General features: G+C 65.0%; 21 protein-coding genes. 10 read left to right on the top strand and 11 right to left on the bottom strand.

The annotated features are described in order from the left end of the window. Nucleotides 1–2: 2 nt before the first annotated feature. The 3 genes from NDN01_RS14560 to NDN01_RS14570 form a co-directional block, all read right to left on the bottom strand. Nucleotides 3–773: a hypothetical protein gene (locus tag NDN01_RS14560; protein WP_272622322.1), complete on the bottom strand. Its 771-nt coding sequence runs from the start codon at nt 771–773 to the stop codon at nt 3–5. Between the two features lie 91 nt (nt 774–864). Then, nucleotides 865–2343 carry a S41 family peptidase gene (locus NDN01_RS14565; protein WP_272622324.1) on the bottom strand — a complete coding sequence of 493 codons (1479 nt, stop codon included), beginning with the start codon at nt 2341–2343 and terminating at the stop codon, nt 865–867. A 184-nt stretch (nt 2344–2527) separates the two neighbouring features. After that, nucleotides 2528–3283 (bottom strand): competence/damage-inducible protein A, encoded by a 756-nt coding sequence (locus tag NDN01_RS14570; RefSeq protein WP_272622326.1) that lies wholly within the window; start codon nt 3281–3283, stop codon nt 2528–2530. Nucleotides 3284–3348: 65 nt separating this feature from the next. Here NDN01_RS14570 and map point away from each other — a divergent pair, with 65 nt between their 5' ends. After that, nucleotides 3349–4176, top strand: coding sequence for a type I methionyl aminopeptidase (map, locus tag NDN01_RS14575; protein ID WP_272622327.1), 828 nt, complete (start codon nt 3349–3351; stop codon nt 4174–4176). Here map and NDN01_RS14580 read toward each other — a convergent pair. The 4 genes from NDN01_RS14580 to NDN01_RS14595 form a co-directional block, all read right to left on the bottom strand. Next, nucleotides 4167–4700 carry a helix-turn-helix domain-containing protein gene (locus NDN01_RS14580; protein ID WP_272622329.1) on the bottom strand — a complete coding sequence of 178 codons (534 nt, stop codon included), beginning with the start codon at nt 4698–4700 and terminating at the stop codon, nt 4167–4169. The genes map and NDN01_RS14580 overlap by 10 nt on opposite strands. Before the next feature lie 705 nt (nt 4701–5405). After that, nucleotides 5406–9485 carry an RHS repeat domain-containing protein gene (locus NDN01_RS14585; RefSeq protein WP_272622331.1) on the bottom strand — a complete coding sequence of 1360 codons (4080 nt, stop codon included), beginning with the start codon at nt 9483–9485 and terminating at the stop codon, nt 5406–5408. Between the two features lie 55 nt (nt 9486–9540). Then, nucleotides 9541–9753, bottom strand: coding sequence for a hypothetical protein (locus tag NDN01_RS14590; protein ID WP_272622333.1), 213 nt, complete (start codon nt 9751–9753; stop codon nt 9541–9543). A 123-nt stretch (nt 9754–9876) separates the two neighbouring features. Further along, nucleotides 9877–11082 carry a TCR/Tet family MFS transporter gene (locus NDN01_RS14595; protein ID WP_272622335.1) on the bottom strand — a complete coding sequence of 402 codons (1206 nt, stop codon included), beginning with the start codon at nt 11080–11082 and terminating at the stop codon, nt 9877–9879. A gap of 180 nt (nt 11083–11262) precedes the next feature. On the opposite strand from NDN01_RS14595, the gene NDN01_RS14600 reads away from it, so the two are divergent. The 7 genes from NDN01_RS14600 to NDN01_RS14630 all read left to right on the top strand — a co-directional run bounded on the left by NDN01_RS14600 (nt 11263) and on the right by NDN01_RS14630 (nt 19400). Beyond that, on the top strand, nt 11263–11661 hold the full coding sequence (locus NDN01_RS14600; RefSeq protein WP_272622337.1) for a hypothetical protein: 399 nt from the start codon (nt 11263–11265) through the stop codon (nt 11659–11661). Nucleotides 11662–11959: 298 nt separating this feature from the next. Continuing rightward, on the top strand, nt 11960–13621 hold the full coding sequence (ybaL, locus tag NDN01_RS14605) for a YbaL family putative K(+) efflux transporter (protein ID WP_272622339.1): 1662 nt from the start codon (nt 11960–11962) through the stop codon (nt 13619–13621). A 92-nt stretch (nt 13622–13713) separates the two neighbouring features. Beyond that, nucleotides 13714–14256: an RNA 2'-phosphotransferase gene (locus NDN01_RS14610; protein ID WP_272622340.1), complete on the top strand. Its 543-nt coding sequence runs from the start codon at nt 13714–13716 to the stop codon at nt 14254–14256. Between the two features lie 215 nt (nt 14257–14471). Next, complete coding sequence (locus tag NDN01_RS14615) at nt 14472–14810, top strand: P-II family nitrogen regulator (RefSeq protein WP_260598561.1); 339 nt, start codon at nt 14472–14474, stop codon at nt 14808–14810. Between the two features lie 94 nt (nt 14811–14904). After that, nucleotides 14905–16317 (top strand): type I glutamate--ammonia ligase, encoded by a 1413-nt coding sequence (gene glnA, locus NDN01_RS14620; RefSeq protein WP_272628224.1) that lies wholly within the window; start codon nt 14905–14907, stop codon nt 16315–16317. A 360-nt stretch (nt 16318–16677) separates the two neighbouring features. Continuing rightward, a complete protein-coding gene (locus tag NDN01_RS14625) occupies nt 16678–17481 on the top strand; it encodes a uroporphyrinogen-III synthase (RefSeq protein WP_272622343.1) in 804 nt (267 codons plus the stop codon). A gap of 11 nt (nt 17482–17492) precedes the next feature. Continuing rightward, on the top strand, nt 17493–19400 hold the full coding sequence (locus NDN01_RS14630) for an AsmA family protein (protein ID WP_272622345.1): 1908 nt from the start codon (nt 17493–17495) through the stop codon (nt 19398–19400). Nucleotides 19401–19411: 11 nt separating this feature from the next. Here the strand turns inward: NDN01_RS14630 and NDN01_RS14635 are convergent, their stop codons facing one another. Continuing rightward, nucleotides 19412–19738, bottom strand: a complete 327-nt coding sequence (locus NDN01_RS14635) for a hypothetical protein (RefSeq protein ID WP_272622346.1) — start codon at nt 19736–19738, stop codon at nt 19412–19414. 35 nt (nt 19739–19773) lie between these two features. Next, nucleotides 19774–20748: a quinone oxidoreductase family protein gene (locus tag NDN01_RS14640; RefSeq protein WP_272622347.1), complete on the bottom strand. Its 975-nt coding sequence runs from the start codon at nt 20746–20748 to the stop codon at nt 19774–19776. Nucleotides 20749–20868: 120 nt separating this feature from the next. On the opposite strand from NDN01_RS14640, the gene NDN01_RS14645 reads away from it, so the two are divergent. Continuing rightward, complete coding sequence (locus tag NDN01_RS14645; protein ID WP_272622349.1) at nt 20869–22293, top strand: aldehyde dehydrogenase family protein; 1425 nt, start codon at nt 20869–20871, stop codon at nt 22291–22293. Between the two features lie 5 nt (nt 22294–22298). Continuing rightward, on the top strand, nt 22299–23213 hold the full coding sequence (locus NDN01_RS14650; protein ID WP_272622351.1) for an ATP-grasp domain-containing protein: 915 nt from the start codon (nt 22299–22301) through the stop codon (nt 23211–23213). On the opposite strand, the gene NDN01_RS14655 is transcribed toward NDN01_RS14650, so the two are convergent. Beyond that, complete coding sequence (locus NDN01_RS14655; protein ID WP_272622353.1) at nt 23129–24904, bottom strand: SLC13 family permease; 1776 nt, start codon at nt 24902–24904, stop codon at nt 23129–23131. The two genes, NDN01_RS14650 and NDN01_RS14655, sit on opposite strands and share 85 nt — an antisense overlap. Before the next feature lie 78 nt (nt 24905–24982). Continuing rightward, a complete protein-coding gene (locus tag NDN01_RS14660) occupies nt 24983–26815 on the bottom strand; it encodes a RiPP maturation radical SAM C-methyltransferase (protein WP_272622355.1) in 1833 nt (610 codons plus the stop codon). Nucleotides 26816–26818 lie beyond the last annotated feature (3 nt).

A 26818-nucleotide genomic window follows, 5' to 3' on the forward strand; every position in this document is an offset into this window, starting at 1 on the left:
ACCTATTTGGTCTCTTTCGCCCCGGCCTTGGTGAAATCGATCCTGATCCGCACCCAGGCGCCGATGAGCGGCTTGCCGCCGATCCGCGGCGGGCGGACGCGGAATTGCCACGCAGCAAGACGCATCGAGCGAGCCAGGCCGGAGCCCACCGGGGATTCACCGAGCTGGCGGCAATTCTCGACATGATAGTCGGCGATCGTCTTGCACGCGATCATCGCCCAGCTCCCGTACGGGACGCCGCTCGACGGGAGATAGGTCGAAAGCTCAGCATCGGTCGGCTCGCGATACCATTCAGCGTCATAGAGCCGTTCGCCGCCGGGCCCCTCGCCCGGCCCATAAGCCGAGCCGCTGTCCTTGCCGGCGCCGGTGTCGCCGGCGCCGGGCGCGTCATTGCCGCGCGTGGTCGGCAGTTTCGAGATGTCGGCGGCGTGGAACAGATCGCCTTCGTTCAGCCACGGATTGACCGGGGTCGGCTCCGGCGCGGCGGGAGGAGTCGGCGAGGGCGGTGCTGGCGAGGCGCCGCCCGCCGCCTGCTTCTTGCGCGAGACGGCGCGCGGGCTTGGGTTCTTTTTGGCCTCCAGGTTTGCGTCGGGCGCGATGCTGAAGGTCTTTTCCTTTTCCTTCGGCGCCGGTGGCGCGAGATGCGGCGAGAGAGTCAACAGGCCGATCACGACCAGTATCTCGAGCACGAGCGCCAGCAGGAAGGAGGTGGCGCGGCTGCGAATCGAAGCGCGACGCCGGTCCGGCAGATCGTGGTCGGATGCCGAATCCATCGGCGGGAACGCCTAGACGCCGTGGACGCGCGCCGCAACGACCCGGTATCGACATGACATTCTTTTTAATCGCGTGCCCGGCTTGCGCTGCTCAGAACAGCCCCGGCACCTCGCGTTGCGGCGTATCCGGCCGTTCGGGCATCAGCAGCTCGCGTTGCGGGCCGCCCCCGGCGACCGAGGTCCTGACCGATTGCGCAGCCTGCCCCGTCGATTGAGTGGCTTGTCCCACCGAAGCGACCGCGGAACAGCTACGCCCGGCAAGGAAATCGAGCGCGGAACGAGTCGAGGCCTCGAGCGGATCGCCGAGCTGGTGGTTGAGATCGTCGGTTGCCTGGCAGCTTGCCTCCATGAAGGGCGCGAGCCCATCGAAATAGGCGCCCTGGCGCGCGGCATTCTGCGTCGCGAAGGCGATCACGCGCAGCCGGTCGTCGCACGCGGTGCGATCAAGCGCGATCTGGCCGACCGGCTTGCCATAGGTGTTGGTGCCGATCAGCGCCGAGCGGTTGTGCAGGAAGGGCGTGAAGGCGTTGATGACGAGTTCGCTCGCCGAGGCGGTGCCCCCGGTGCCGATAAAGGCGAGCCGGGTCGGCGAGGTCGATTGCGGCTGCGGCGCGAACATGCGGGTCGCATTCTCGGAGGCTTTCTCCGGGCGGAAGGTGACGTAGTCGAACACCTCCGAGGTCGAACGGTTACCGCCGAGCAGATCGCCCATCAGCTCCGCGATCGAGATCAGCCCGCCGCCATTGTAGCGCAGATCGACGATGATCTCGGTGATCCCCTGCGCGCGGAACTGGGCGAAGGCGCTGCGCAGGGCCGGATCGGCGGTGGTGATGAAAGTGCGCAGATTGACATAACCGACCTTGCGCCCGCCATCGTCGATCACCCGGGCGCCGTAGCGCGACGAAACCGGCGTCAGCGTGAAATCGGCCTTTGCGACACTCACGTCGCGCGTGCCGGCCACATCAACGACCCGCAGCAGGCGAGTGGTGCCGACGGTGTTGGGGCCAAGCGCGTTGGTCACGCCCGCCGTACCCTCCGCCGCGATGATCGCGCTGACAGTACGCAGGTTCGAGCTATTGGTGCCGATCGCGAGGATCTCCGTGCCGCGATCGATGCCGGCGGCGAGGGCCGGCGCGCCTTCGAAGGATTCCGTGACGGCAATGCGGCGCGCAGCCGTATCAGCGGCCAGCCGGAAGCCGAAACCGGCGCTCGACCCGGAACTATAATAGGCACTCTCCTCGGCAATCGAGGTGAGATAGGTGAAATAGCGGTCGCGGCGCTGGCTCCGCGCGGTGGCGGTCAGGGCGTCGAGATAGTCGCTGGCGGTGGCATAGGGCGCGGGATCGAGACTGGCGGGGAGCGTCTCCGGGAAGAGATACCATTCGCGCAACTGCGCCGCGATCCAGTCCTGACGCTCGCGCAGCGAGCACCCGCTGGCCACCGGTGTCGGGGTGGGTGTCGGGGTGACGCCGACCGGCCCGCCGCCGCTGCTGGCGGTGGAGGAACCGCCCCCGCACGCGGAAAGCATCGCCACAATAGCCAGGAGCGCTGTCGCCGGCCGGTACTTCATGAGACTTCCCCCCTGACTCAAGCGAAGTACCGGGCCGAATCGGTCTTGTCAGCAGAAAGTCGAACCATCCGGCCGGGATCGTTGCACCGTGTTGGCACGGCGTTGCCCGTTCTGCCGCTCCGGGCAGCGATTGCCCGTGAGGCCGGACCGGCATGAGGAGGCGCCAGCCGCTATCGAGGACTGGCTAGATTCCGTCGGGCACCACCGCCCTGCTTTCCGCCTCGAGCCGGGCGGTGAGATCGGCGATGCACGCATCGACCACTCGCTGGTCGGTCGAGCGCACGACGAAATTGGCGCCGGTCTTCCCTTCGCGGAAAAAGGGATAGCTGCCGATCGCCACGCCTTCATGCGCGCGCTCGACCTCGCCGAGCAGCACCGCGACCTCGCTTTCCGCGACCCAGCAGCCGATCGTGCGCGAGATCACCGGCAGGCCGCCCTCGAGCGTCCCGGTCAGCGCGTCGAGCATGCCGGCGGTGATGTGCGGCACGCCCGCCATCACGAAGATGTTGGCGATGCGGATGCCCGGCGCGCCCGACATGCGGTTCTCGATCAGCTCGGCGCCCTCGGGCACGCGCGCCATGCGTTTGCGCGCCTCGGTCAGCCCGCCGCGCGTCTCGTAATAACGCTCCAGCACCGCCAGCGCCTTGGGATGATGCACCACGGGGACGCCAAGCGCCTCGGCGATCGCATCGACGGTGATGTCGTCATGAGTCGGGCCGATGCCGCCGGTGGTGAAGAGATAGTCGTTGCGGGTGCGCAGCACATTGACGGCCTCGACGATCGCCGCCGTGACGTCGGGCACCACGCGCACCTCGGCGAGGCGGATGCCCTGCACGTTGAGCCACGCCGCGACCTGCGCGACATTCTTATCCTGGGTTCGGCCGGACAGAATCTCGTCCCCGATCACCACCAGCCCGGCCGTCCAGATGCGCTCGCTCATATGGCAGCGCATAGACCCGTAACCGCGCCCTCGCAAAGTCCGCCGTTGCACGCTATATCGCCGGGATGACAGACTATGTAACCGTCACCCCGGATGCGCCCGCCGGCCGCACAGGCGCGATCAAGCTCCATGGGCGCGAGGCGTTCGATGGCATGCACAAGGCAGGCCGCCTCGCCGCCGAGACGCTCGACATGGTCGTGCCGCACATGGTGCCCGGCGTCACCACGGCCGATATCGACGACATGATCCGCCAGTTCATCGTCGATCGCGGCGGCGTGCCCGCGACGCTCGGCTATCGCGGCTATACCCATTCGAGCTGCATCTCGATCAACCATGTGGTGTGCCACGGCATTCCCAGCGAAAAGACGCTGAAGGCCGGCGACATCGTCAATGTCGACGTGACCCCGATCCTTGACGGCTGGCACGGCGATTCGAGCCGGATGTACTTGATCGGCGACGTGCCGATAAAGGCGAAGCGACTGGTCGACGTGACGTATGAATGCCTGATGCTCGGCATCGAGCAGGCCAGGCCCGGCAATCACCTGGGCGATGTCGCGAACGCGATCCAGGTCCATGCGGAGAAGCATCGGTACGGCGTGGTGCGGGATTTCTGCGGCCATGGCCTGGGCCAGCTGTTCCACGACGCGCCCGAGGTGGTGCATGTCGGCCGACCCGGCACCGGGCCGGAACTGAAGCCGGGCATGATCTTCACGATCGAGCCGATGATTAATATCGGCCGCCCCGACGTGAAGCTGCTCGACGACGGCTGGACCGCGGTGACGCGCGACCGATCGCTCTCGGCGCAGTTCGAGCATTCGATCGGCATCACCGAGGACGGCTGCGAAATCTTCACGACCAGCCCCAAGGGCCTTCACCAGCCGCCCTATTCCTGAAGGCCGCGCCGGGCGAGTTCCTCGGCGACGCGCTTTTCGACGCATTCGGCGAAGCGCGCGGCCTCCTTTGCCTCCCTTTGCGGCCGCTCTTCTTCCAGGCGCATGAACGCCTCCAGCCATCGCCGGGACATATCGGTCTCTTCCGGCTCCTTCTCGCCCGCCCAGGGACGGGGACGGCGACTGGCGAGCCATTGCTTCGCCGCGCCGACATCAGCCGGGACATGGATGGTGACGGGCACGACCACCGGCTCCTTCGCGCCGCCTGGGTTGAAGATCTTCACGTCCTGATACTCATAACCGCAGGCGCGCTCGTACAGCGCGCGTTCGACCCGGTCGTCGGCGAGTTCCTTGCCGGCCCTGAGCGCTTCGGCGAAGGCTTCGTGTTCGGCACGCCAGCGATAGAAAGTGCGCACGCAGACGCCGAGGATATCGGCGATCTCGCGATCGGTGGCGCCATTGCGACAGAGCTTGCGCGCCTGCTCGGCGAAGTCGGGGCGATAGACGCTGGGGCGGCCTTTGGACATGGCGGCGAGTTTAGCGGGGAGTGGGCGTTCATTGAATCAACCGCGCGCCGCTGGATGCCGCGAAGGGTGCGTGTGACAAAAGCCGGGGCGGATTTTCGGGCGTGGGCGAGAGGTTCACGAGGAGGAAAGCGCGAAAGAGCAGGTCGGGCGTTGGAGACTTTTGTCATGCCTGTCCGGCCGGGAGGCATGGACATCGGTAGCGACATAGTGAAAGTGCCGCGGGACAATTGCACGTGCCAAGCGTGCCATACCCTGAGGATAGCGAGATTCGATCAATTAGTAAATTGTCACCATTACTACCGATCAATCAATAAACTATCGCCGTTAGCCTATTCCATTTATTCTATTATCGGCAGCTTCCTTTTGCGACAAGATCTCAATGCGATTCTAAGGCAGCAGCGGCCACGTAGCTCACAGCCGTAAGCGCAAAATACGATAGCCAAATAATGACAGGACTTATATTCATATGTAAAATTAAATTTATTACCAGAAATATAATAAACACAATATTAATGAATAAGAATATATAAAAAGTATATGTACCACCCTTCCCTATTTTAGATCTTACCGCAGCTATAGATACAATTGCACAACATACCGTACCGATGATTAGATTAATCCAAGCAGAATCGAACTTCGTGCTAAATAATGTATATATTAGCAAAACCGGAAGCACGCCGATTAATAAATTTCTCATAAAAACCCTTAAAGGCCAAATGGAGAGTTGATCTTTAGAGCAGGAAGCACGCTAATTCCGCAGCTGGGATCGCTTAATGCTACAAGCGCAGCACCAGAAACCCCAGCGAACGCTCGGACTTGAGGTGACGCGGTTATCACTCTTCCTAATCCGATCCGAATTGCCGATCCCCAACTCCGTTGCAGCCTCGGTTCGTTGCTAGGTTTGAAGAGGCGATCTTCCGATGCGGACCGATTCTGCGCTCCCGTGATCGCGCCTCCAACGTCTATCGCGAGGTTGATCGGATTGAGCGCCCCCACTACACCTCCAAGCACTGAATTTGTAATACATTGTTTAAGATCAAATTTCGGCGCTTCTGGCGCTTTCTGTAACTTAGGTTTCGGCACGATAATTGCCGTAACTATAATATCAGGAGGATTACTGGCATCAATCTCACCACCAAGATCAAAATTTGGCTGAGCGCTACCATCGCCGCCATTTCCACCACTACCGCCACCCCCGCCTGGGCCGGAACTATTCCCGCAAACTACAGGCTCGCCCGCCGCTTCCCCCTCCTCTTTAGCACTCTCACAGCTCAACCCTGATGGATCAATTCCATTAACCGGGTCTCCGTGGACATAATTATACAAGTTCATGCCATCGTCATAGCCGATGGGATCAGTCTGCAGGAACCGGCCGAGCCGCGACGAGTAGATGCGCGCCTTGTAGTAATAAAGGCCCAGTTCCGGCAGATAGGCCTGCCCAGTGTACTGGAACCGTCCGATATTGCCGCTGCCAGGCACACCATATTCGTCATAGCTGTTGATGCCGATCGCGGCGCCCGAGGCGTTGGTCACTGCCACGACCGAACCACGCTCATCGGCATGTAGCCAGCGCCGGTCGCTCGTGCCCGAACCCTCGTACCAGACCACCGGCTCATCGGCGCCGGGGCCATAGACATAGCGCCGTTGCACCACCCCGGAACTGTTGAGCTCAGTCGCCATATGATTGCCATCATACACAAATCGAGTTTGTACCGTTCCGGTATATTCGACCAGACGCCCAAACCCGTCGTAACGCAGCGTGGTACCTCCCGATGCGCCGGTCAGCAAATTCTCGGCGCTGTAACTGTAGGTATTGCTGCCGGTGCTGGTGAGATTGCCGCGTGCGTCATAGCCAAGGCTGCCGCCGCCCACGGTCGTCATCTGGTTCAGCCCGTTCACCGCATAGGCGCGGTCGACATTGGCGCTGCCGCTCCAGGCATAGGCGTCGTTCGACCGCGTCATTGACACGATCTGCCCCGCCGGGTTGTAACCGAACCCAAGGCTCTGGTCATAGGCTACTCCCGACAGGTCCTGCCCGAGCGAGGTCAGCCGCGAAGCGTTGTCGAACCCGTAGCTGGTGGTCGTGCCGTTGCCGCGTGTGATGCCGGTACGGCGGCCGAGATTATCGTAGCCATAGGTTGCCAGCACCCCGACGCCCGAGGCAGCACCATTCTCCCGGATCGCTGTCATCTCGCCCGTCACGAGATAATCATAGGTGACGTAGAAGCCGTCATTCCATTGCTGGACGGTGCGGCGCCCGGCAAGGTCATATTGATAGGCGAACGTCCCGAAACCCTGGTTGTGACTGGTCAGCCTGCCAAGAGCATCATAGCCGAAGCCATCGGTTATCCCGTCGCTGCGGCTCGCAACCGTCATCCTGCCGAGCAGGTCATAGAGGTAGCTGACATCATATTCCGGCGATGGCAGGTCCTTGAACCCCACCCGGTTGAGATTGTCATAGCTATAGCCAATCGTCTGACCATCGCGCAGCCGGCGGCTAGTGACGTTGCTGGCGGCATCATAGCCGAGTTGTTCGTAGTCGGTCGCCGAGCTTGCCTGCGCGCCCGGCGTCATCACCGGATAGCGCGTGACCGTCAGCCGGTCATAGCCGTCATAGTCATAGCCAGTGCGGTTGTTTACCGCGTCCGTGACGCTCAGGACCTTGCCGTTGTCGGAATACCCATAGGTAACATCAACCGAAGCGTCGGCGGTGCCGAGGGCGCGGGTAACCTTCCAGATGCGGCCCAGCGTATCATATTCGGTCTTGCTGATACGGTCGGGACCTTGAGTCCCCGTGGTGGACAGGGTGCAGGCCACGGGCAGCGACCCGTAGGTCGCTGGATTCATCCGCTGCGTGGCGCAATCGACACGGCCGAGCGCATCGTAGCTGGCCTGCGCGAGCGCATAGATCGTCCCGCCCGAGGCAAGCGTGCGCACTATCGGCCGGGCGTTCGCGTCATAGCTCGTATCGATCGACTGGAGCGAGGCGAATGTGGCCCAATCACCGTCCGACTGGCTGTTGACAGTGCCGTTCTCGACCCTGGTCAGCAGGCCGTTGGTATAGGTGTTGCGCACTGCCCGATTCTTCAAGCTGCCGCCGCCGTCCGGGTCGGGCGAGACGGTCCCGATCAATTCCCGCGCTGCATTGTATCGGTAGCGCACGGTATCGGCAGTGCCGGCGAGCGGTCCATCCACGGTCAGCAGATTGCCGAGCCCGTCAGAGGTAATCGTGCGGGCGGCAATCAGGGTTCCCGCGCCATTTCCGTTTGAGGCGCTGATGACATTGCCATTCGCGTCGTAGCTCCGGGTGCTGACCACTTCATCAGTCGTTCCCGCGCAGGAACTGGTCGTTTGACAGGCAGAGGTGCCAGTCAGCTGATATACGTTGTTAACCAGCGTATAGCTGTACCGCGTCTGCGGTCGCACCGCGCCGGCACTCGGCGCGGGGAGCGTTACCGACGTGACGCCGCCGTGCGTCGCATCATAGGCGTAATTAGTGGCGTTTCCCCGCGCGTCGGTCGTGCTGTTGGGCTGGTTGCACGTCAGCGGATTGGCGCAGCCCGCGTCATAGCTCGCGCTGGTCGTGATCGACGACGCCCCCGCCTTCGCCACCATCTGCGTCTGGGTGACGTTCCCGCGACTGTCGTAGCTGTACGCGGTGTAGTTGCCTTCGGGTTGAGTCACGCGCGTCAGGCGCCGGCTGCCGTCATATTGATAGCTGGTGGTCTTGGCGAGCGCATTGGTCACCGAGGTGGGGCGACCGACCGTCAGATTGGAGACGACGGTGGTCGTCTGGCCGAGAGCGTTGGTCGCCGTCATCGTCGCCGTGTTGCCGCTCACGCTGCGGGCATAGCTGGTGGTGACGCCCTCCTTCACCACTGAGGTGACCTTGCCGGTATTGATCGTGGCGCTGGTCGTGTCCGACGCCGAGCCCGGCCGGCGAATGGCGTTGACGGTGGTTGTCTTGGTCACGCGCCAGACGCGACCGCCCATGTCAGTGACATCAGTCACGCCGGCCGTCGGATAGGCGTAGCTTACGGTGGCAAGAGGAGCACTCCCCGCCTGCGCATTGTAAAACGCCGCCCCCGTTCGTTGCGTGAAGGTCGCCGGTGGACCACCGGTGCCTCCGAAGCCGTCGGAGGCATAGGAAAACACGACTGAATAGCCATAGCTGTTCGAGACCCGCTCAAGGCGTGGGGCAAAGCTGCAACTGATCGGATCGTCGGGCTGCTGCTGGCGTGAACATTGCGTCCAGAAGCCATATTCGAGCGAGACCGTCTTGCCGTTGGGCGACGTGATCAATCCCGGCAGCAGGATGCAGGAGGGCTGGACGGTGCCGTTGCAGTAATTGGTGATATCGGCCCCCGGCGTCGGGTCTCCGAAGGTGATCGTGGTACCGTTGCCGTCGCCATAGACATAGGAGCTCCCCGACCCCGACAGCGTCTCTCCCCTCGCCTGCGCATCCGGAAACTTGGCGGTCCTGGTGCCGAAATCGATATAGGTGCCGCTGCTGACGACATTGAGGAGAATATGGTCCCACTGGCTCATGCCATTCGTGCCATTGAAGCCACTATTGCCGACCACCCGCAACAATTCGAGCGCTGCCTGTCCCGAGCCGATCGACCCTTCCGCGAAGCTGGTGAGGAAATCGCCCTGGACCAGATCCACGCCATTCTGGTCGGCCTGGCGGAACTCGGGCGCGGTCTGCGCCATCGCCGGCGCGCTCAGGAAGGTCGATGTCAGCAGCGCGCAAAAAGCCGCCGCCCGAAAACGGGAGGTGTGCATGGCAATTCTCCAATGTCAGCAGATCAGGTGTGCGGCTCTTCGCGAGCCGACGACGCTATGGCGCGCCCGTCACCTTGAGGTTCTTGCGGTTATCAGCCTTGTCGTGCGTGTATTCGGCCTTCACGCCGTTGTTGACGGTGCCCGAATGCTCCACCTTCACCAGGCGGCCCTTCGCGTCATAGGTGTAGGTGATCGTCTCCGCCGCCCAAGCCTGAAGCGGCGCCACGGCGCACAGAGTCAGAAGGGCTGCCGTACCGAATATCCGCATATTTCCCCCGGGGGCGGCGCTTACAAAACACTGACGCCACCCTTTTCGCTATCATGATGCGGGCCGACAAACCAAGGCGCAATATATCCGATATGGCGGGAATTATATTCCACACCCAATGCTTCAAAAATACCGCCGGATGGTGCGCGCCAACAACAGCCAGGCTGCGACGATCAGTCCGCTCGCCAGCACGAAAGGTGCCCCCGGGAAGTAAACCCCCTTCGCATCGGCGAAATGGCCGAATACCCAGGTCATCACCAAGGGCCCGATGATCGAGGTAAGGCCGACCGTGCTGGCGACCGCGCCCTGCAGTTCGCCCTGGGCATCCTCCTCGATCCGGGTGGTCATCATGCCCTGGATCGCGGGGAAGGCGACACCGGTCGCCGCGCCGATGACGATGGCCAGATAGATCATCCATCCCGTCGACGCGAAGGCGAGCAGGACATAGCTGGGCAGGCCGAACATCAGGCTGACCAGCGCGCAGCGACGTTCACCGAAGCGGGCGATGGCAGGACCGGTGACCAGCCCCTGCGCGATGGCGATGGCGATGCCGAACAGCGCGACCGAGAGGCCGATCTCGAGCGGCGACCAGCGGAGCCGCTCGATCAGGAAATAGCCCCAGGTCGAGAGTTGCGACTGGGCACCGAGCTGCATCAGGAAGATCGTCGCGAGGCAGCCAAGCACGAAGGGATAGCGCCCCATGCGGACCAGCGTGCCGAACGGGTTGGCGCGCGCCAGGGTGAAGGGGCGGCGGCGCTCCGGCGGCAGCGTCTCGGTGAAGATGACATAGCCGATCACCGCGCCGGCCAGAGCCAGCACGCTCGCCGCGACGAAGGGCAGCCGCAATCCGATCGTGCCGAGCACGCCGCCGATCGCCGGGCCGAGCACGAAGCCCGAGGCCCCTGCCCCGCCGAGCAGCCCGAACAGCCGCCCGCGCTGTTCAGGCGGATAGAGATCGGCGATGCAGCTGTTCGCCGCCGCCCAGGTCGCGCCCATCACGCCGGAGATGATCCGCCCGGCGAACAGCCAGCCGAGCGTCGGCGCCCAGGCCATCATCGCATAGTCGACCGCGAGCACGAGGAGCGTGCCGAGCAGCACCGGACGCCGCCCGAACCGGTCGCTCAGCCCCCCGATCACCGGGGCGAACAGGAACTGCATCGCGGCATAGGCGAACAGCAATTCGCCGCCGATCAGCGCGGCATGGGCGACGTCAGTGTCGCTCAGGCTTTCGACCAGCGACGGCAGGATCGGGATGATCAGCCCGATCCCTGCCATATCGATAAAGACGATAAACGCGATCAACGGCAGCCGATTGTCGGTTCGCGCCATTACCATCCCCCAGAAGCGTCACCCTCCGGACGCGCCGCCCTTATGCAGATTTCGGCACGAAAGCCCATCGAGGAAGATCGGCACGGTGATGGCGACACAGGGAAGAAGGCGGCGGTCGGGATCGTTTACGAAAACGGCCCGTTATGCTAGGAAGGCACCACGCCACAGTCTGGAGATACGGTGCAGATAGCGAAGCCAATAATCGTACCGGGCAACACCTTCACCGCCCTGCGCCTGTTTGCCGGGTCGGTGTGGCTGACGGTCGCGACGACGCTTCTCTGTGCCCTTCTACCGGTCGGCCTGCCGCAAACCAGCGCGGTCGGTTCGGCATTCAATCCATCGAACAGTGTCGTCGCGCTGCGCAGCGCCGAGCCGGCTTCCCTGCTCGCGCGGACCGACGCGGCGCGCGCGCAGGATCCCGACACCGGAAGCGCCTTGTTCGCGCCGGCCATCATGGCCGCCCTCCGGTTCGTTCCGCTAGCGGTAGTCGCCTTCCATAACCTGGGCCAGCAATCACTGGCTGCCCTAACACCGATCGGGTCCGCCTACCCCCGAGGTCCGCCTTCCCGGAAAACCTAAGCCCGGCACCGGCCTTGCCGGATGCCGAGCGTGTCATAGCGAGGCGCATGATGGACTACCCACACGCCTGTCGCGCCTTCCATCACATTTCCGGCGAGGAGAGAACGATGGCCAGAAAGACCAAACGACCACCCTGGTGGTTCGCAGCCGCCCTCTGGGCCGGCCTTGCGGCAAGCGTGGCGATGATCGCCGCCGTCGCAACGACCGCCCCCTAGCACATACCCAGCCGGCGGCCCCCCGTGGTCCGCCGGCACCGCCCCGCGCGGCGGAATCCCTATCGTCCCAGCGAGGAGAACCAATGCATCATACCCCCCTGATCGCCACCATCGTCGCCGCCCTGTTCACCGCGTTCATCACCGGATCGATCGCGCATCGGCTGAAGGTGTCGCCGATCGCCGGCTATCTGCTGGCGGGCGTGATCGTCGGCCCGTTCACGCCGGGCTATGTGGCCGACGGGAACCTGGCCAACGAGCTCGCCGAGATCGGCGTGATCCTGCTGATGTTCGGTGTCGGGCTGCACTTCTCGCTGCGCGACCTGCTGTCCGTCCGCAAGATCGCGGTACCGGGCGCGGTGGTGCAGATCGCCGTGGCGACGCTGCTCGGCATGGGGCTGGCCTGGCTGCTCGGCTGGGGGTTGTTCGCCGGGTTCGTGTTCGGCCTGGCCCTGTCAGTCGCCAGTACCGTGGTGCTGTTGCGCGCGCTTCAATCGCGCAAGCTGGTCGAGACGGAACGCGGACGGATCGCGATCGGGTGGCTGATCGTCGAGGACCTCGCGATGGTCCTCGCCCTTGTGCTGCTGCCGCCGCTCGCCGGCGTGATCAACGGCGCGAACGGCGCCGGGGCCTCGTCCCTGATGATGCCGCTGCTGATCACCTTCGCCAAGGTCGCCGGCTTCATCGCGCTGATGCTGGTGGTCGGGCGGCGGATCATCCCCGCAGCCCTGCACTGGGTGGTCCATACCGGCTCGCGCGAGCTGTTCCGGCTTGCGGTGCTGGCGATCGCGCTGGGTGTCGCGTTCGGTGCGGCGTATGTGTTCGACGTATCCTTCGCGCTCGGCGCGTTCTTCGCCGGCATGATCCTGGGCGAGACCCAGCTCAGCCGCCAGGCGGCGGAAGAGACACTGCCGCTGCGCGACGCATTCGCCGTGCTGTTCTTCGTCTCGGTCGGCATGCTGTTCGATCCGTCGGTGGTGGTGCGCCAGCCGCTGCCGCTGCTCGCCACCGTCGGCATCATCGTGTTCGGCAAGTCGATCGCCGCCTATCTGATCGTCCGCCTGTTCGGCCATTCAAACCGCACCGCGCTCACGGTGGCGGCCAGCCTGGCGCAGATCGGCGAGTTCTCGTTCATCCTTGCAAGCCTCGGTTCCAGCCTGAACATCTTGCCGCAGGCGGCGCGCGACCTGATCCTGGCCGGTGCGATCATCTCGATCTTCCTCAACCCGTTCATCTTCTCGCTGATCACGTCGCGATTGAGCAAGGCCGACGGGGAGAAGGACGACACCCCCCGGCCGCTGCCGCGCACGGGCCATGCCATCCTGGTCGGCTATGGCCGGGTCGGCGGCCTGATCGCCTGCGAGCTTGCCACGCGGGGCCGCGAGATCGTCGTGATCGAGGACCAGGACGTCCCGGCGAAACGCGCGGAGGCCGACGGCGTCACGGTCGTGCAAGGAAATGCCGTCGACCCGCAGACCCTGGAGGAGGCGGGAATCCACAACGCCGTGAAGCTGCTCATCACGATCCCCGAAGGCTTCGAGGCCGGGGCGGTCGTTGAGCGGGCGCGGGCGCTCAACCCGGCGATCCGCGTGATCGCGCGGGCCCATTCGGACGCCGAGGTGCAGCATCTGGAGAAGCTGAAGGTGGCGCATGTGGTGATGGGCGAGCGCGAGATCGCGGCGCGGATGCTCGAACTCGCGGCACAGGAAGTGGCCGAAGCTGATGGAGCCTCTTCGGCGTCCGCGTGAGGCACCGGCTTTCGTCTCGGCTGGCTGCGCCCGATTCAAGGTGCGCCCTGCCGTCCACGCCGCCGGTTGACCGACTATGCTATAGTCGAGCGATGATGACTGATGACAAGACCTTATCCAAAACCATGTCCCTCTGGCTGCGCCACCGCCCGGATGCAGCCGGACTGGCGCTCGACGACGCCGGCTGGACTGATGTCGACGCCGTGCTCGCCGGGCTCGCCCGCAAGCAGATCGCCTGTGGCCGGGAGCGCCTGCTCTCCATTGTGGAGAACAGCGACAAGCAGCGATTCGAGTTGTCCGCTGACGGCACCCGCATTCGCGCTCGGCAGGGGCATTCGGTTGACGTCGAACTGGGCTGGCCGCAGGTCGCGCCGCCGGAATTCCTCTACCACGGCACCGTCGAGCGCTTCCTGCCGGCAATCCGGACGGAGGGACTGCGACCAATGCAGCGGCATCATGTCCACCTGTCCCCCGACCAAGAGACCGCGACGATCGTCGGCAGCCGGCGCGGCGAGGCGGTGATCCTCACCATCCGCGCCGGGACGATGGCGGCGGCGGGCCACATCTTTTTCCTCACGGACAATGGAGTCTGGCTGACCGACCATGTCCCACCGGACTATCTGATCGGCATCTGAGCCGCGACAACGCGCGACACTGCCGCAAAATAGGGCAGCCCCTGCCCGTCTGCACGAGCGTTAGGCATCTGTTGATCCCAGAACCGTCACGCGCCCGGCGGCGTTCCTGGCTCGCGCGGCTGGCACGCTTGTTGTAAGGGTCGGCTACAGGCAGAGGCGCCCGCACGGATTTGGCGGCTCGGACTGGCCAACCATTTACCCGGGGGCGTACCGACGTGAAGAAGATCGAGGCTATCATCAAGCCGTTCAAGCTCGACGAGGTTAAGGAGGCGCTTCACGAGGTCGGCGTGTCCGGCATCACCGTCACCGAAGCCAAGGGTTTCGGTCGCCAGAAGGGACATACGGAACTGTACCGCGGCGCCGAATATGTCGTGGACTTCCTGCCCAAGGTGAAGCTCGAGGTCGTCGTAGAGGACGCGCTCGCTGAACGGGTGGTCGAGGCGATCGCAGCCGCCGCGCAGACCGGCCGGATCGGCGACGGCAAGATCTTCGTCATTCCGGTCGAGACGGCGCTTCGTATCCGCACCGGGGAAAGGAACGAAGACGCCATTTGACGCGGCGCAGCATGATGTGACAGCAGGCCTCCGGGCGAAACATGATTCCCGACAGAGTCGGGCAAACGACATTTCCAGAAAGGGCATGGGGTATATGGCGAATTCGGCGAGCGACGTCCTGAAGATGATCAAGGACCAGGAGATCGAGTGGGTCGACCTGCGATTCACCGATCCGAAGGGCAAGTGGCAGCATCTGACGATGGTTTCTTCCGTCGTCGGCGAGGACGAGCTGACCGACGGGTTCATGTTCGACGGATCGTCGATCGCCGGCTGGAAGGTCATCAACGAATCCGACATGATCCTGAAGCCGGATCTCGACGCGATCTGGACCGACCCCTTCTCGGCCACGCCGATGCTGATCCTGGTCTGCGACATCGTCGAGCCTTCGACCGGCGAGCTCTATGCCCGCGACCCGCGCTCGACCGCGAAGCGCTCCGAGGCGTATCTCAAGACCACCGGCATCGGCGACACGATCTATATCGGCCCGGAAGCCGAGTTCTTCATGTTCGACAATGTGCAGTTCGAGACGAGCTACGCGACGAGCTATTACAAGATCGATGATATCGAGCTGCCGACCAACACCGGCCGCGAATATGAGGGCGGCAATCTCGGCCATCGTCCCCGCGCCAAGGGTGGCTATTTCCCGGTCGGCCCGGTCGACAGCGCCGTGGACATCCGCGGCGAGATGGTCTCGACCATGCTCGAGATGGGCCTGCCCTGCGACAAGCACCATCATGAGGTCGCGGCCGCGCAGCACGAACTGGGCCTGACCTTCGGCACGCTGACGCTGACCGCCGACCGCATGCAGATCTACAAATATGTCTGCCACCAGGTCGCGCAGGCTTACGGCAAGACCGTCACCTTCATGCCGAAGCCGATCAAGGAAGATAACGGCTCGGGCATGCACACCCACCTTTCCATCTGGGAAGCGGGCAAGCCGCTGTTCGCGGGCAATGGCTATGCAGGCCTGAGCGATACCTGCCTCTATTTCATCGGCGGCATCATCAAGCATGCCAAGTCGCTGAACGCCTTCACCAACCCGTCGACCAACAGCTACAAGCGGCTGGTCCCGGGTTATGAGGCACCCGTGCTGCTCGCTTATTCGGCACGCAACCGTTCGGCATCGTGCCGCATCCCGTACGGCACGGGCGCCAAGGCGAAGCGTGTCGAAGTGCGCTTCCCCGATGCGATGGCCAATCCGTATCTCTGCTACGCGGCGCTGCTGATGGCCGGCCTGGACGGCATCCAGAACCGCACCCACCCGGGCGAGGCAATGGACAAGAACCTGTACGACCTGCCGCCGGCGGAGCTCGCCCAGGTTCCGACCGTCTGCGCGTCGCTGCGCGAGGCACTCGAGGCGCTGGCGGCCGACAATGACTATCTGCTCAAGGGCGGCGTGTTCACCCCCGACCAGATCGAATCCTATATCGAGCTGAAGATGGAAGACGTGGCGCGCTGGGAAATGACGCCGAGCCCCGTCGAGTACGACATGTATTATTCCTACTGATCGACCATGTTCGAGAGGGAGGGCGTCCGGAGCGATCCGGGCGCCCTTTTCTTTTGGCCCGCCTCCGCCCCGGCCGGCGTTTGACAGGCGACGGTTCGCGGACCATTCTCGCCCAATGCAGATTCCTGCTCGTCATCATCGCTTTCGCGACCATTCGGGGCAGCTCGCCGCACGCGGCTAGCCCGGGTCCCGCGCGGCATTTGCGCGGCGCCCGGGCGTTATCCCCCCAAGGACACCAGCGCCGCCGATCCGGCCGCCTGGACTTTCAGCGGATGGCCATATCGTGATTTTTCAGTCTTTACCGGCGCCCCAAAGGGCGCCTGCTCCTTCGACCAACCCGGCGCGCGGAAAGGGCGTCCCATGTCTGTCTGGGTGACGCGCGCCGCGCCCGACAATCTCGTGACGGCACGCCGCCTGAAAGGCATGGGCTATGGCTCGGTCGTCGTGCCGGTCATCCGCACCCGGCCCATCGACCACGAACCGGTCGAAGGCCGCCCGGACGCGATCGTCTTCACCAGCGCGCATGCGGTCCGCCATCATCAACGCCCCGCGGTCAACGACACGGTTCCGGTGTTCGCGGTATCCGAGGGCATCGCGCGCGTCGCGCTGTCGACGGGCTATGCCAACGTCACCTCCACCGGGGACGACGAGGATATCCTGCTCGGCCTTCTCGCCCATATCCTGCCGCCCGGCGGCAGAGTGGTGGAATTCTGCTCCCCCCGCACCGCGCACGGACTGAGCCGGTCCCTTGCCGCCCGGGGCTTTCGCGTCGATCACCTGCCGGTCTACGACACGGTGCCGGTCGATCCGACTGATATGGAAGGCGCGGCGGCGTTCGCCGCGGGCGTGGGCGGGATCGTCATCCATTCACGCGCGGGCGCGCGTTCCGTTCGCCGGATCATCGAGCTGAACGGCTGGCGCGGACGGATATGGTGTATTTCACCCGCGAGCGCAGCTTACCTGTCCGGTCTTGACGGGGTGCACCTGTCCTGCGCCACCCGGCCGACGGAAGCGGCACTGCTGGATCTGGTTCGGCGCGAGGCACTGCCGACACGGTGGCCGGCTGAAGCCACAGCGGATCGCAAGGCGCTTCTGCCCGTGCGCATGCCGATCAGCGGCACGACCAGGCCGCGGCCAGCCAATGATCCCGTACCGTCGGACTGATCGGGGCGACGATGGACGGAAGGCGGAACGAAACCGCCTGCCAGTTCGTCCTTTCCACGATGAACATCCGCATTGCCCTCGCCGACCGGCGGCTCCATCTCGTCGCCGGCGGTATCGCTGTATTTTGTGCCGTGGTCCCGATCGCGCTGGCGATGATGCCGTGGGGCATGTTCAAATCCACCATCGAAACCAAGCTGAGCGATCGGTTCGGGCGGCGGGTAACGATCGGCGCGGTCGATCGACTCGACGGCTTCTCCCTGTCGCCCACGATCGCGATCAGCGATCTGCGCGTGCCGCAGGCAGGCTGGGCCGGGCCGGGCAACCTGATCCGCATCGAGCGCGCGACGGTGCGCTTTCCGGTACTCCCCCTGCTGCTCGGCCGCTTCCGCCCAGGCACGATCGAGGTCGATGGCGCACATATCGTGCTGGTCCGCGACAAGGATCGACGCGTGAGCTGGGCAAAACCCGGCGCCGGCCGGGAAAGCGCCGGCGGATCGCTATCGCTGCGCAGCCTGCGGATCGCGAACAGCAGCCTCTCCTATCGCGACGCGTTCCAGGACAGAGCCTTCACCGCGAAAATCTCCGCTGACCCGAAAACCGGCGTGACGCTAAACGGTACCGGCACTGTCCGGGGCGAAGCGGTCACGCTCGCCGCGCACGGCCCCGCGATCGACCAGGCTCCAGACAAGCCCTGGCCGTTCCGCGCCACGATCGGCGGCGCAGCGCTCGACATGACAGCGGCCGGGACGATGGATATGCCACTCGATATCCGCCACATGGCGCTCGACGTGACCGCCCGAGCCACCGACCTGAAATTCATCGACGCGATCATCGAGGCGGGACTGTTCGGCACGCGTTCCGTCCACATGACGACGCATGTCCGACGCGACGACGGCGTGTGGAAGATCACCGGACTGAAAGGCACCATCGGCCGATCCGACATTGCGGGGCAGCTCGAAGTGCGCAAGGCCGAAGGCCGGACAAAGCTCAAGGGCACGCTTGCCTCCGACGCGCTTGACTTCGACGACCTCTCTTCCCCTGCCGGCCACGCCGCGGCGCTCGCCAGACGCCAGGCGATCGGGCCGCGACTCGTGCCCGATACCCGGATCAACCTCCGCAAGATCACTCGCACCGATGGTACGATCAGCTTCACGGTGAAGCGCCTGATCAGCGAGAAGCCTTCAGCACTGGCGGCAATGCGCGGCACGCTGACCATCGATCGCCAGCTGCTGACGATCTCTCCTTTCACCCTCGACCTGACGCGCGGAAAGATCGACGGGTCGGCGCTCGTCGACCAGCGCGGCGGCGGGCCCGTGCCCATGGTGACGATCGACCTGGCGCTACGCGGATCGAGTATCCCTACTCTGGCCGGCGGCGACGATGTCGTCGGACGCGTCGACGGCCGGGTGCGGCTCAAGGGACCTGGCAGCACGATCCGCGAGGCGGTCGGCAGTTCGGACGGCACGATCGGCCTGGTCGCCCGCGATGGCGCGCTGCCGGCGAAGATCGCCTCCCTGCTCGGCTTCGACGCGGCCCGCGGCCTCTTCACCGACAAGGACGAGCGCGCCGGGCTGCGCTGCGTCGTGATCCGGCTGGCGATGCGCCGGGGCGTCGGGACAGCCGATCCGTTCCTGATCGACACGACGCGCAGCCAGACCAGCGGTCGCGGCACGATCAGCTTCCCGTCGGAAGCGATCGCCCTGACCCTGACGGGAGCACCCAAGGAGAAGACGATCCTGCGCTTCCCCGCGTCGGTGACCGTCGCGGGCACGATCAAGGCGCCCGACGTGCATCTCCCCGAAGGCGCGAAATCCGCGGGCTCTTTCTTCAAGGCACTCGGTCGATCGATCGCCGGCAAGCAGGGCCCCCGCGCGACCGATGCTGATTGCGCCGGGCTGGCGACACGCGCGCTCGGGTAGGGACCGGTCCCTTATTCCGGATGCTTGATGACTGACTGACGGTGGCGTCGAACCTTGCCGAAGTGCAGGGATAGATAAAGACCAAGCGCGAGCCAGCCGATCGCAGCGGCCGCCAGACCGGCCATGAAGCCGCTGGCAGGTAGCCAGGCGATCATCAGCCCAGCACCGAGGAACAGGTTCGCCGATCCCCACAGAAAATTCACGAGCGGCGATGAATCGCCAACGCCACGCGGCGTCGCGAAAGGCGACGGAAACGGATCACCGCTCAGGCCGCTGGTTAGGTGGGGGATGGCATTGCAGAGCAGAGCCCCCGACAGGAATAGCAGAACCAACCCCATTCATTGTCTCCTTGACGGCTCGCGTTGTGCCACGACTACGGAATGAGTACCGTTGCCCCCCTGGTCTCGCCTGCTTCGAGCGCGCGGTGCGCTTCCGCTGCATCCCCGAGCGCGAAGGTCTGGCCGATCTCCGGCACGATCGCACCTTTCGCCAACATCTCGAACACGCGATCGGTGCCCTTCTGGCGCTCCTCATGGTCGACATAATAGTCGAACAGGGTCGGCCGGGTGACGAACAGCGACCCCTTCGCGGCCAGCACCCCAAGCGCGAGGCCACTGATCGCGCCGCTTGCATTGCCATAGCTGACGATCAGGCCACGCCGCGCCGTCGCGGCCAGCGAGACCTCCCAGGTCGCCTTGCCGACGCCGTCGAGAACGACGGGCACACCCTCGCCCCCGGTGATCGCGCGAACCTCCTTCGCGACATCGACCTGCGTGTGGACCAGCACATGGTCGGCGCCGGCCACCCGTGCCTGTTCAGCCTTGTCGGCGGTGCCGACGCTGCCGATCACGGTTGCACCGATATGCTTCAGCCAGCCGACCAGCAGATGCCCTACCCCGCCCGCGGCGGCGTGGACCAGCACGGTCTGGCCGGGCTGCACCCTGGCGCAACGCTCGATCAGGAATTCGGCCGTGCACCCCTTGAGCAGCAAGGCAGCGGCGGTACGATCGTCCACCGTATCGGGCAATGTGATCACCTGCGCCGCGGGAAGATTGCGTTCAGTGGCATAGGCACCGCGCGAGGGACCGAACGTGCCGACCCGGTCGCCGGCCGCAAAGCCCTCCACACCCGGGCCAATCGCCTCGATCACGCCCGCCGCCTCGCCACCAAGGCCGGCCGGCAGTTCGGACGGATAGAGGCCGCTGCGGAAATAAGTGTCGATATAGTTCAGGCCGACCGCAGTGTTGCGCATCCTGACCTCGCCGGGACCGGGATCGGGCAGGTCGATATCGGCCCATTTGATCACCTCGGGTCCGCCAGTCTGCTCGATCCGTGCAACGCGCGCCATATGTCGGTCTCCTGATGGGATCAGTTGCAAATAGTCATCGCGTTTCAGGTTGCAACGTTTCGCGTTGACCGCCATCTAGACGGCTCAACCGTACCGCAGGTTCAAAAATCGGAGGCGAGGATGAAGAGCTACCTCAAGCAGTATATCGACGGTTCCTGGGTCGAGAGCGAGGGCGGCAAGCGCCATGAGGTGATCGATCCGGCGACCGAACAGGCCTGCACCGAGATCACCCTCGGCACGGCCGCGGATGTCGACAAGGCAGTCGCCGCCGCCCGCCGCGCCTTCGAGAGCTGGTCGCAGACCAGCGTCGAGGAACGGGCCGCCCTGCTCGGCCGGATCATCGAGGAATACAAGGCGCGAATCCCCGATCTCGCCGCCGCGATCAGCCAGGAAATGGGCGCGCCGATCGGCTTCGCCACCGCCGCCCAGGCACCGAGCGGCCTCGGCCATTTCATGTCGACCCTGAAGGCGCTGAACGATTTCACGTTCGAGGAACGGCTCGGCCGCGCCCGCGTGGTACACGAGCCGCTTGGCGTCGTCGCGATGATCACGCCGTGGAACTGGCCGCTCAACCAGATCTGCGCGAAGGTCGCCCCCGCGCTCGCCGCCGGCGACACGATGGTGCTGAAGCCAAGCGAGGAATCGCCCGCCTGCGCGATAATCCTGGCTGAAGTGCTGGAAAAGGCGGGCGTGCCCGCGGGCGTGTTCAACCTGGTCAATGGCGACGGTCCGGGCGTCGGCGCCGCGCTGTCGAGCCACAAGGACGTCGACATGGTAAGCTTCACCGGATCGACCCGCGCCGGCATCGCCGTGGCGCAGGCGGCCGCCGCGACCGTCAAGCGAGTCCATCAGGAACTGGGCGGCAAGGCGCCCAATCTGGTGCTCGAGGGCGCCGATCTCGCCGCCGTCCTGCCGCCGACGGTCGCGGGCGTGCTCGCCAATTCGGGCCAGAGCTGCATCGCCCCGACCCGTCTGCTGGTCCATGCCTCGCAGGTCGGCGACGCGACCCGGATCGTGAAGACGATGATGGAGGCGACCCAGGTCGGCGATCCATCGGTGATGGGCGCGCATATCGGCCCCGTCGTCAACAAGGCGCAATATGAGAAGATCCAGGGACTGATCCAGTCGGCGATCGACGAAGGCGCGACCCTGGTCACCGGTGGTACGGGACGGCCCGACGGACGCAATGCCGGTTATTTCATCAGGCCGACGCTGTTCACCGGCGTGACCCCCGACATGCGCATCGCGCAGGAGGAAACGTTCGGTCCCGTGGCGACGATCACCTCCTACGACACGCAGGACGAGGCGATCCGAATCGCCAACGACACGCCCTATGGCCTGTCAGCGACGATCTCCGGCGATCCCGCCGCCGCCGCCAAGGTCGCGCCGCGGATGCGGGCGGGGCTGGTGACGATCAACTCCTGGGCGCCGGACGGTGCCGGGCCGTTCGGCGGATACAAGCAGTCGGGCAACGGACGCGAAGGCGGAAAATACGGCCTGACCGACTTCATGGAAGTGAAGACCGTCGTGGGCGAGCCCGCCTGACGCCCATGACCCTGACCATCGAGGTGCTGATGCCCGCCGCCGCCAGCGAATATGGCGCGGCGGCGGTGGAGATTCTCGACCGGTATCGCGACGCCTTTGCGGCGCACGGGATGACGCTGGCCACCCGGCCCTGGGATCAGGGACCGGGCGATGGGGCCGATGCAACGCTAGCGCTGTTCGCCTGGGGCTATCATCTCGACGTCGCCCGGTGGGAGGCGATCCTCGCAGCCTGGCCGGCGGAACGGCTGTTGCTCAACGCGCCTGCCCTGCTGGCGTGGAACACCCGGAAAACCTATCTGCTCGAGCTCGAGGCAGCAGGCGTCCCGATCGTGCCGAGCCGGTTCGGCCGGGCCGACGACGCAAGTCTCGCCGCCGCGTTCGACCATTTCGGCGCCGGGGAACTGGTGGTGAAACCGCAGGTATCGGGGGGCAGCTTCCGCACGGTGCGCGTCCGGCCGGGCGATCCGATCGAGCCGCTCGACGACGCGATCATCCAGCCGTTCGTGCCCGCGGTTTCAGACGAAGGCGAATTGTCCTTCCTGTTCATCGGCGGCACCTTCAGCCACGCGGTCCGCAAGGTGGCGAAGCAGGGCGATTTCCGCATCCAGCCGCAGTTCGGCGGCCAGTTCAGCCGTTTCGAACCTGAGCCGTCGCAACTCGCGCTCGCCGAGACGGTTGTGGCCGCGCTGCCCGAACCGTCGCTTTACGCCAGGGTGGACCTGCTGCGCCTCGCCGACGGCAGTCTGGCGCTGATGGAGCTGGAAGCGATCGAGCCCGATCTCTACCCGCACATGGCGCCGGAGCTTCCCGCCCGCCTCGCCAAGGCCGTCGCGTCTCAATGTAGTGGCCAGGTCCAGATCACCAGCGGCGTACCGACCAACACCACGAGGATCGACAGCGGCGCCCCAAGCCGGGCATAATCGCCGAACTGGTATCCGCCCGGCCCGAACACCAGCGTGTTGCACTGATGGCCGATCGGGGTGAGGAAATCACACCCCGCCCCCATCGCCGTCGCGATCAGGAACGCCTCGGGCCGGTAGCCGAGATCATGCGCGAACACAGCGGCGATCGGCGCCATCACCAGCACGGTCGCTGCATTGTTGAGGAACGGCGTCACCGCCATCGCCGCGACCAGGATCAGCGCCACCGCGCCCCAGGGCGGCAGGGTCGCGCCGAGATGGGCGAGCCATGTCGCGATCACGTCCGACGCGCCGGTGGTCCGCAGCGAATCGCTCACCGGGATCAGCGCGCCGAGCATGATCAGGATCGGCCATTCGACATTCTCATACGCCTCGCGCACCGGCAACGCGCCGGTGGCCATGACCAGTCCCGCCGCCGCGAAGAAGGCGACCGCGACCGGCACGTAGCCGCCGGCCGTCGCGCCCATCGCAACCGCCAGGATCAGGATCGGCAGCCAGCCGCGTCTGGAATTGCCCAGCCGGAGCGATCGCTCCGCCAGGGGCAACGCGCCGAGATCACGAAGCCGTTCCGGCAACAGGCCGAGCGGCCCCTGCAGCACGATCACGTCACCGGCGCTGAGCATCGTCTCCCCCAGCCTCTTGGTCAGCCGCTGGCCCGCGCGGGATACGGCGATCAGGTTGACGCCATAGCTTTGCTGGAGCCTGAGCCGGCCCGCCGTCTGCCCGATCAGCACCGATTCGGCATTGATCACTGCCTCGATCACACCGACCTGATCTTTTTCGCTGCCTTCCGGCACGTCTCGATCCTGTCCCTCCAGCTGGAGCTTGTCCCTGGCGATGACGCGTTCGAGCGAGTCCGGATCACCGCCAAGGATCAGCGTGTCGCCTTCCTGCAGGACCATGTCCGGAAGCGGCGGCGTGCGCAGCCCGGCGCGCAACAGGGTGGTGATGGTCACCTCGTGATCGTGACGCTCGACAAAGGCGGTGACCGTCTCGCCCGCCGCCGACGATCCCTCGGGAATCGACGCCTCGGTAACATAGCCCTTGATGTCGAGCGCCTCCCCCATGGTGGGTGCGGCATGGCGGTCACGCGGCAACAGGCGGTAGGCGAAGCGCAGGAAGACCAGGCCGACCAGCAGCAGCCCGAACCCGGTCGGGAAATAATCGAACATGCCGAACGGCTGCCCGGTCATGTCCTCCCGCACCCGGCTGACGATGATGTTGGGTGAGGTGCCGACCAGAGTCATCAGCCCGCCGAGCAGCGAGGCGAACGACATCGGCATCAGGAAGACCGACGGGCTGGTGTCGTTCTTCTTGGCCATCTGGAATGCGGCCGGCATCAGCATCGCCAGCGCGCCGACATTCTTGACCAGCGCCGAGGCGATGCCGACCGACGCCGTCAGCACCAGCAATTGCGAGCGCACCCGCTTCACCCGTTTCGAGACAAAGGCGAGCGCGATCTCGATCACCCCGGACCGCTGCACCGCCGCCGAGATGACCAGGGCCGAACCGACGATGATGACGATGTCGTCGGAAAAGCCGGTGAACGCTTCCTTCGGCTTGACGATGCCGAGCGCGAGCGCCGCGAGCAAGGCGAGGATCGCCGTCACGTCGTAGCGGAAACGGCCCCAGATGAAGAGCGCCATCATCCCGGCGAGCGTGGCGATCGATAGCATCTGGGGGAGAGTCATGCGGCCTCATTCATCCGGGATATGCCCGGTCAACTCCCGGCAGCGGATTTGGGCTCCCGGCAATCGCGGAGCAGACGCTCAGGCCGCCAGGTCCGCCGCCTTTTGTTGCTCCGGGCGCTGCAGCGCCGGGCTGGCGAGCGTACCGGCATGGGTCACCACGTTCAGCAGCTTGCCTTCATGCTCGATCAACATGTCGCGAGCCAGGAACCAGTCGGCATGCGCGGCCAGCGCAGGATTCAGATCGTCGCGCGCGACAGGCCGTTCGAAGGAACGCAGCGCCGCGACCCTGTCGGGCGCGATGATGGTCAGGGGCTGGCGCGCGACGCGGCGCGTATCGGCGATCATCGCCCCCGCCGCCGAGGATTTGACGATCGCGAGCACCGGCGGCGACCGGCGAGTCCATTGCTGTTTCCAGCGCTCGATCTCCTCCTCCAGCGCGCGCAGCAGGGCCGGGTCCTTGAGCAGTTCGGTCGAGTAGCGGCCCATGAAATGATAGGCGATTCGATCTAGCGCGGCGTCGTCGGGATAGAGCGCGCGATAGACGGGGATCGGCGTCAGATCAGCGATGCCGAAGGTCGCGGGTTCGTTGAAATAGGGGCTGAACCGGTCGATGACGATCCCGCTCATCCCGCTCGGCGCCTGAAGGTGCTCGATCCGCGGCATCAGGTCCAGCACGGCACGATAGGCCTCCGCCGTCTCGCCGGGCAGGCCGTAGAGATAATTCCACACCACTCGGATCGCGAAGGAACGGGAATCGCGCAGCAGCATGATGTTCTGCAGGCCCGACACGCCCTTTCGCATCAGCCGCAGGACGCTTGAAGAGAGCGATTCGATTCCAGGCTGGATCGCATCGATCCCGGCACGGGCCATCAGATCGAGTTGTTCGTGCGTGAGATTGGCCTTCACCTCATAGAACAGGTTCGGCCGCTCCTCGCGCTCGGCGAGCACCGGAAGCAAATCCTTAAGGTAGCGGAGCGGCATGATGTTGTCGGCGAGCATGAACCGTTTCACGCCCCACAAGTCGCCGACCGCGTCGAACTCCTCGAGGATCAGCGCCGCTGGCTTCTCGCGGAACGACATGGTCTCGCCGTTCAGGCCGCAAAAGGTGCAGTGGTTCTTCGCCCCCCACCAGCATCCGCGCGAGCTTTCCATCGGCAGCGAATAGGGCAGTTCGGGCGGGAGCTGCCGCCGGGCCTGGGCGGCGCGCAGATCGGCGAAGAAATCGGAGAAATCGGGGGTCGGCGTCACCCGCATGTCCCTGATCGGCTCGCAATGCACTACCCGCCCGGCGGGACGCTCGCCCTTCAGGACATAGCGCTCGCAGAAATCGGGAAAGGCGGTGTCGGCCTCGCCCGAGAAGAAATGGTCGACGCCGGTGAAGATGTCGGCCAGCGCTTCCCCCATCGGCGACGCGATATTGGCGCCGCCCAGGACGATGCAGATCTCCGGCGCGGCGGCCTTGACCCGCAGCGCCAGCGCGGCGGAAGCGAGATTCTGCTGGAAGACCGACGATATCCCGAGGATGCGCGGCGCCAGGGCGACGATCTGCGCGGTCAACGCATCGAGAAACGGCCCGACCATCGGCGCGATCGCATCATGCTCCGCTTTCAGCGCCTCCGGTATCGGACCAGGCTCGCCGAGCCGCGCGCGCATCGTGGATGGATAGGCGTGATCGCGGAACAGCCTTTCACCGACCATCTGCTTGATCGAGGAATCGCTCACCGCGCGATAGGCGTCATATCCGGACAGGCTCGCGAGCAGGATGTTGCCGTGCAATACGCGGACGCTCAGGCCCCGCGCCTTGCACGCCGCGGCAAGGATCGCCGATCCGAGCGGCGGCGTCGCGATATCCGCGAAGGGCGGCACGACGATGCAGATATCGACCTTCTGATCGTCCCGCCTGTCGTCCACGCC

The sequence above is a fragment of the Sphingomonas sp. QA11 genome (assembly GCF_028473665.1).
GTDB classification, from domain to species: Bacteria; Pseudomonadota; Alphaproteobacteria; order Sphingomonadales; family Sphingomonadaceae; genus Sphingomonas; species Sphingomonas phytovorans.

Coding starts and splice junctions, on each gene's coding strand:
- NDN01_RS14560 (WP_272622322.1), bottom strand. CDS start 773: ATGGATTCGGCATCCGACCACGATCTGCCGGACCGGCGTCGCGCTTCG.
- NDN01_RS14565 (WP_272622324.1), bottom strand. CDS start 2,343: ATGAAGTACCGGCCGGCGACAGCGCTCCTGGCTATTGTGGCGATGCTT.
- NDN01_RS14570 (WP_272622326.1), bottom strand. CDS start 3,283: ATGAGCGAGCGCATCTGGACGGCCGGGCTGGTGGTGATCGGGGACGAG.
- map (WP_272622327.1), top strand. CDS start 3,349: ATGACAGACTATGTAACCGTCACCCCGGATGCGCCCGCCGGCCGCACA.
- NDN01_RS14580 (WP_272622329.1), bottom strand. CDS start 4,700: ATGTCCAAAGGCCGCCCCAGCGTCTATCGCCCCGACTTCGCCGAGCAG.
- NDN01_RS14585 (WP_272622331.1), bottom strand. CDS start 9,485: ATGCACACCTCCCGTTTTCGGGCGGCGGCTTTTTGCGCGCTGCTGACA.
- NDN01_RS14590 (WP_272622333.1), bottom strand. CDS start 9,753: ATGCGGATATTCGGTACGGCAGCCCTTCTGACTCTGTGCGCCGTGGCG.
- NDN01_RS14595 (WP_272622335.1), bottom strand. CDS start 11,082: ATGGCGCGAACCGACAATCGGCTGCCGTTGATCGCGTTTATCGTCTTT.
- ybaL (WP_272622339.1), top strand. CDS start 11,960: ATGCATCATACCCCCCTGATCGCCACCATCGTCGCCGCCCTGTTCACC.
- NDN01_RS14610 (WP_272622340.1), top strand. CDS start 13,714: ATGATGACTGATGACAAGACCTTATCCAAAACCATGTCCCTCTGGCTG.
- glnA (WP_272628224.1), top strand. CDS start 14,905: ATGGCGAATTCGGCGAGCGACGTCCTGAAGATGATCAAGGACCAGGAG.
- NDN01_RS14625 (WP_272622343.1), top strand. CDS start 16,678: ATGTCTGTCTGGGTGACGCGCGCCGCGCCCGACAATCTCGTGACGGCA.
- NDN01_RS14630 (WP_272622345.1), top strand. CDS start 17,493: ATGGACGGAAGGCGGAACGAAACCGCCTGCCAGTTCGTCCTTTCCACG.
- NDN01_RS14635 (WP_272622346.1), bottom strand. CDS start 19,738: ATGGGGTTGGTTCTGCTATTCCTGTCGGGGGCTCTGCTCTGCAATGCC.
- NDN01_RS14640 (WP_272622347.1), bottom strand. CDS start 20,748: ATGGCGCGCGTTGCACGGATCGAGCAGACTGGCGGACCCGAGGTGATC.
- NDN01_RS14645 (WP_272622349.1), top strand. CDS start 20,869: ATGAAGAGCTACCTCAAGCAGTATATCGACGGTTCCTGGGTCGAGAGC.
- NDN01_RS14650 (WP_272622351.1), top strand. CDS start 22,299: ATGACCCTGACCATCGAGGTGCTGATGCCCGCCGCCGCCAGCGAATAT.
- NDN01_RS14655 (WP_272622353.1), bottom strand. CDS start 24,904: ATGACTCTCCCCCAGATGCTATCGATCGCCACGCTCGCCGGGATGATG.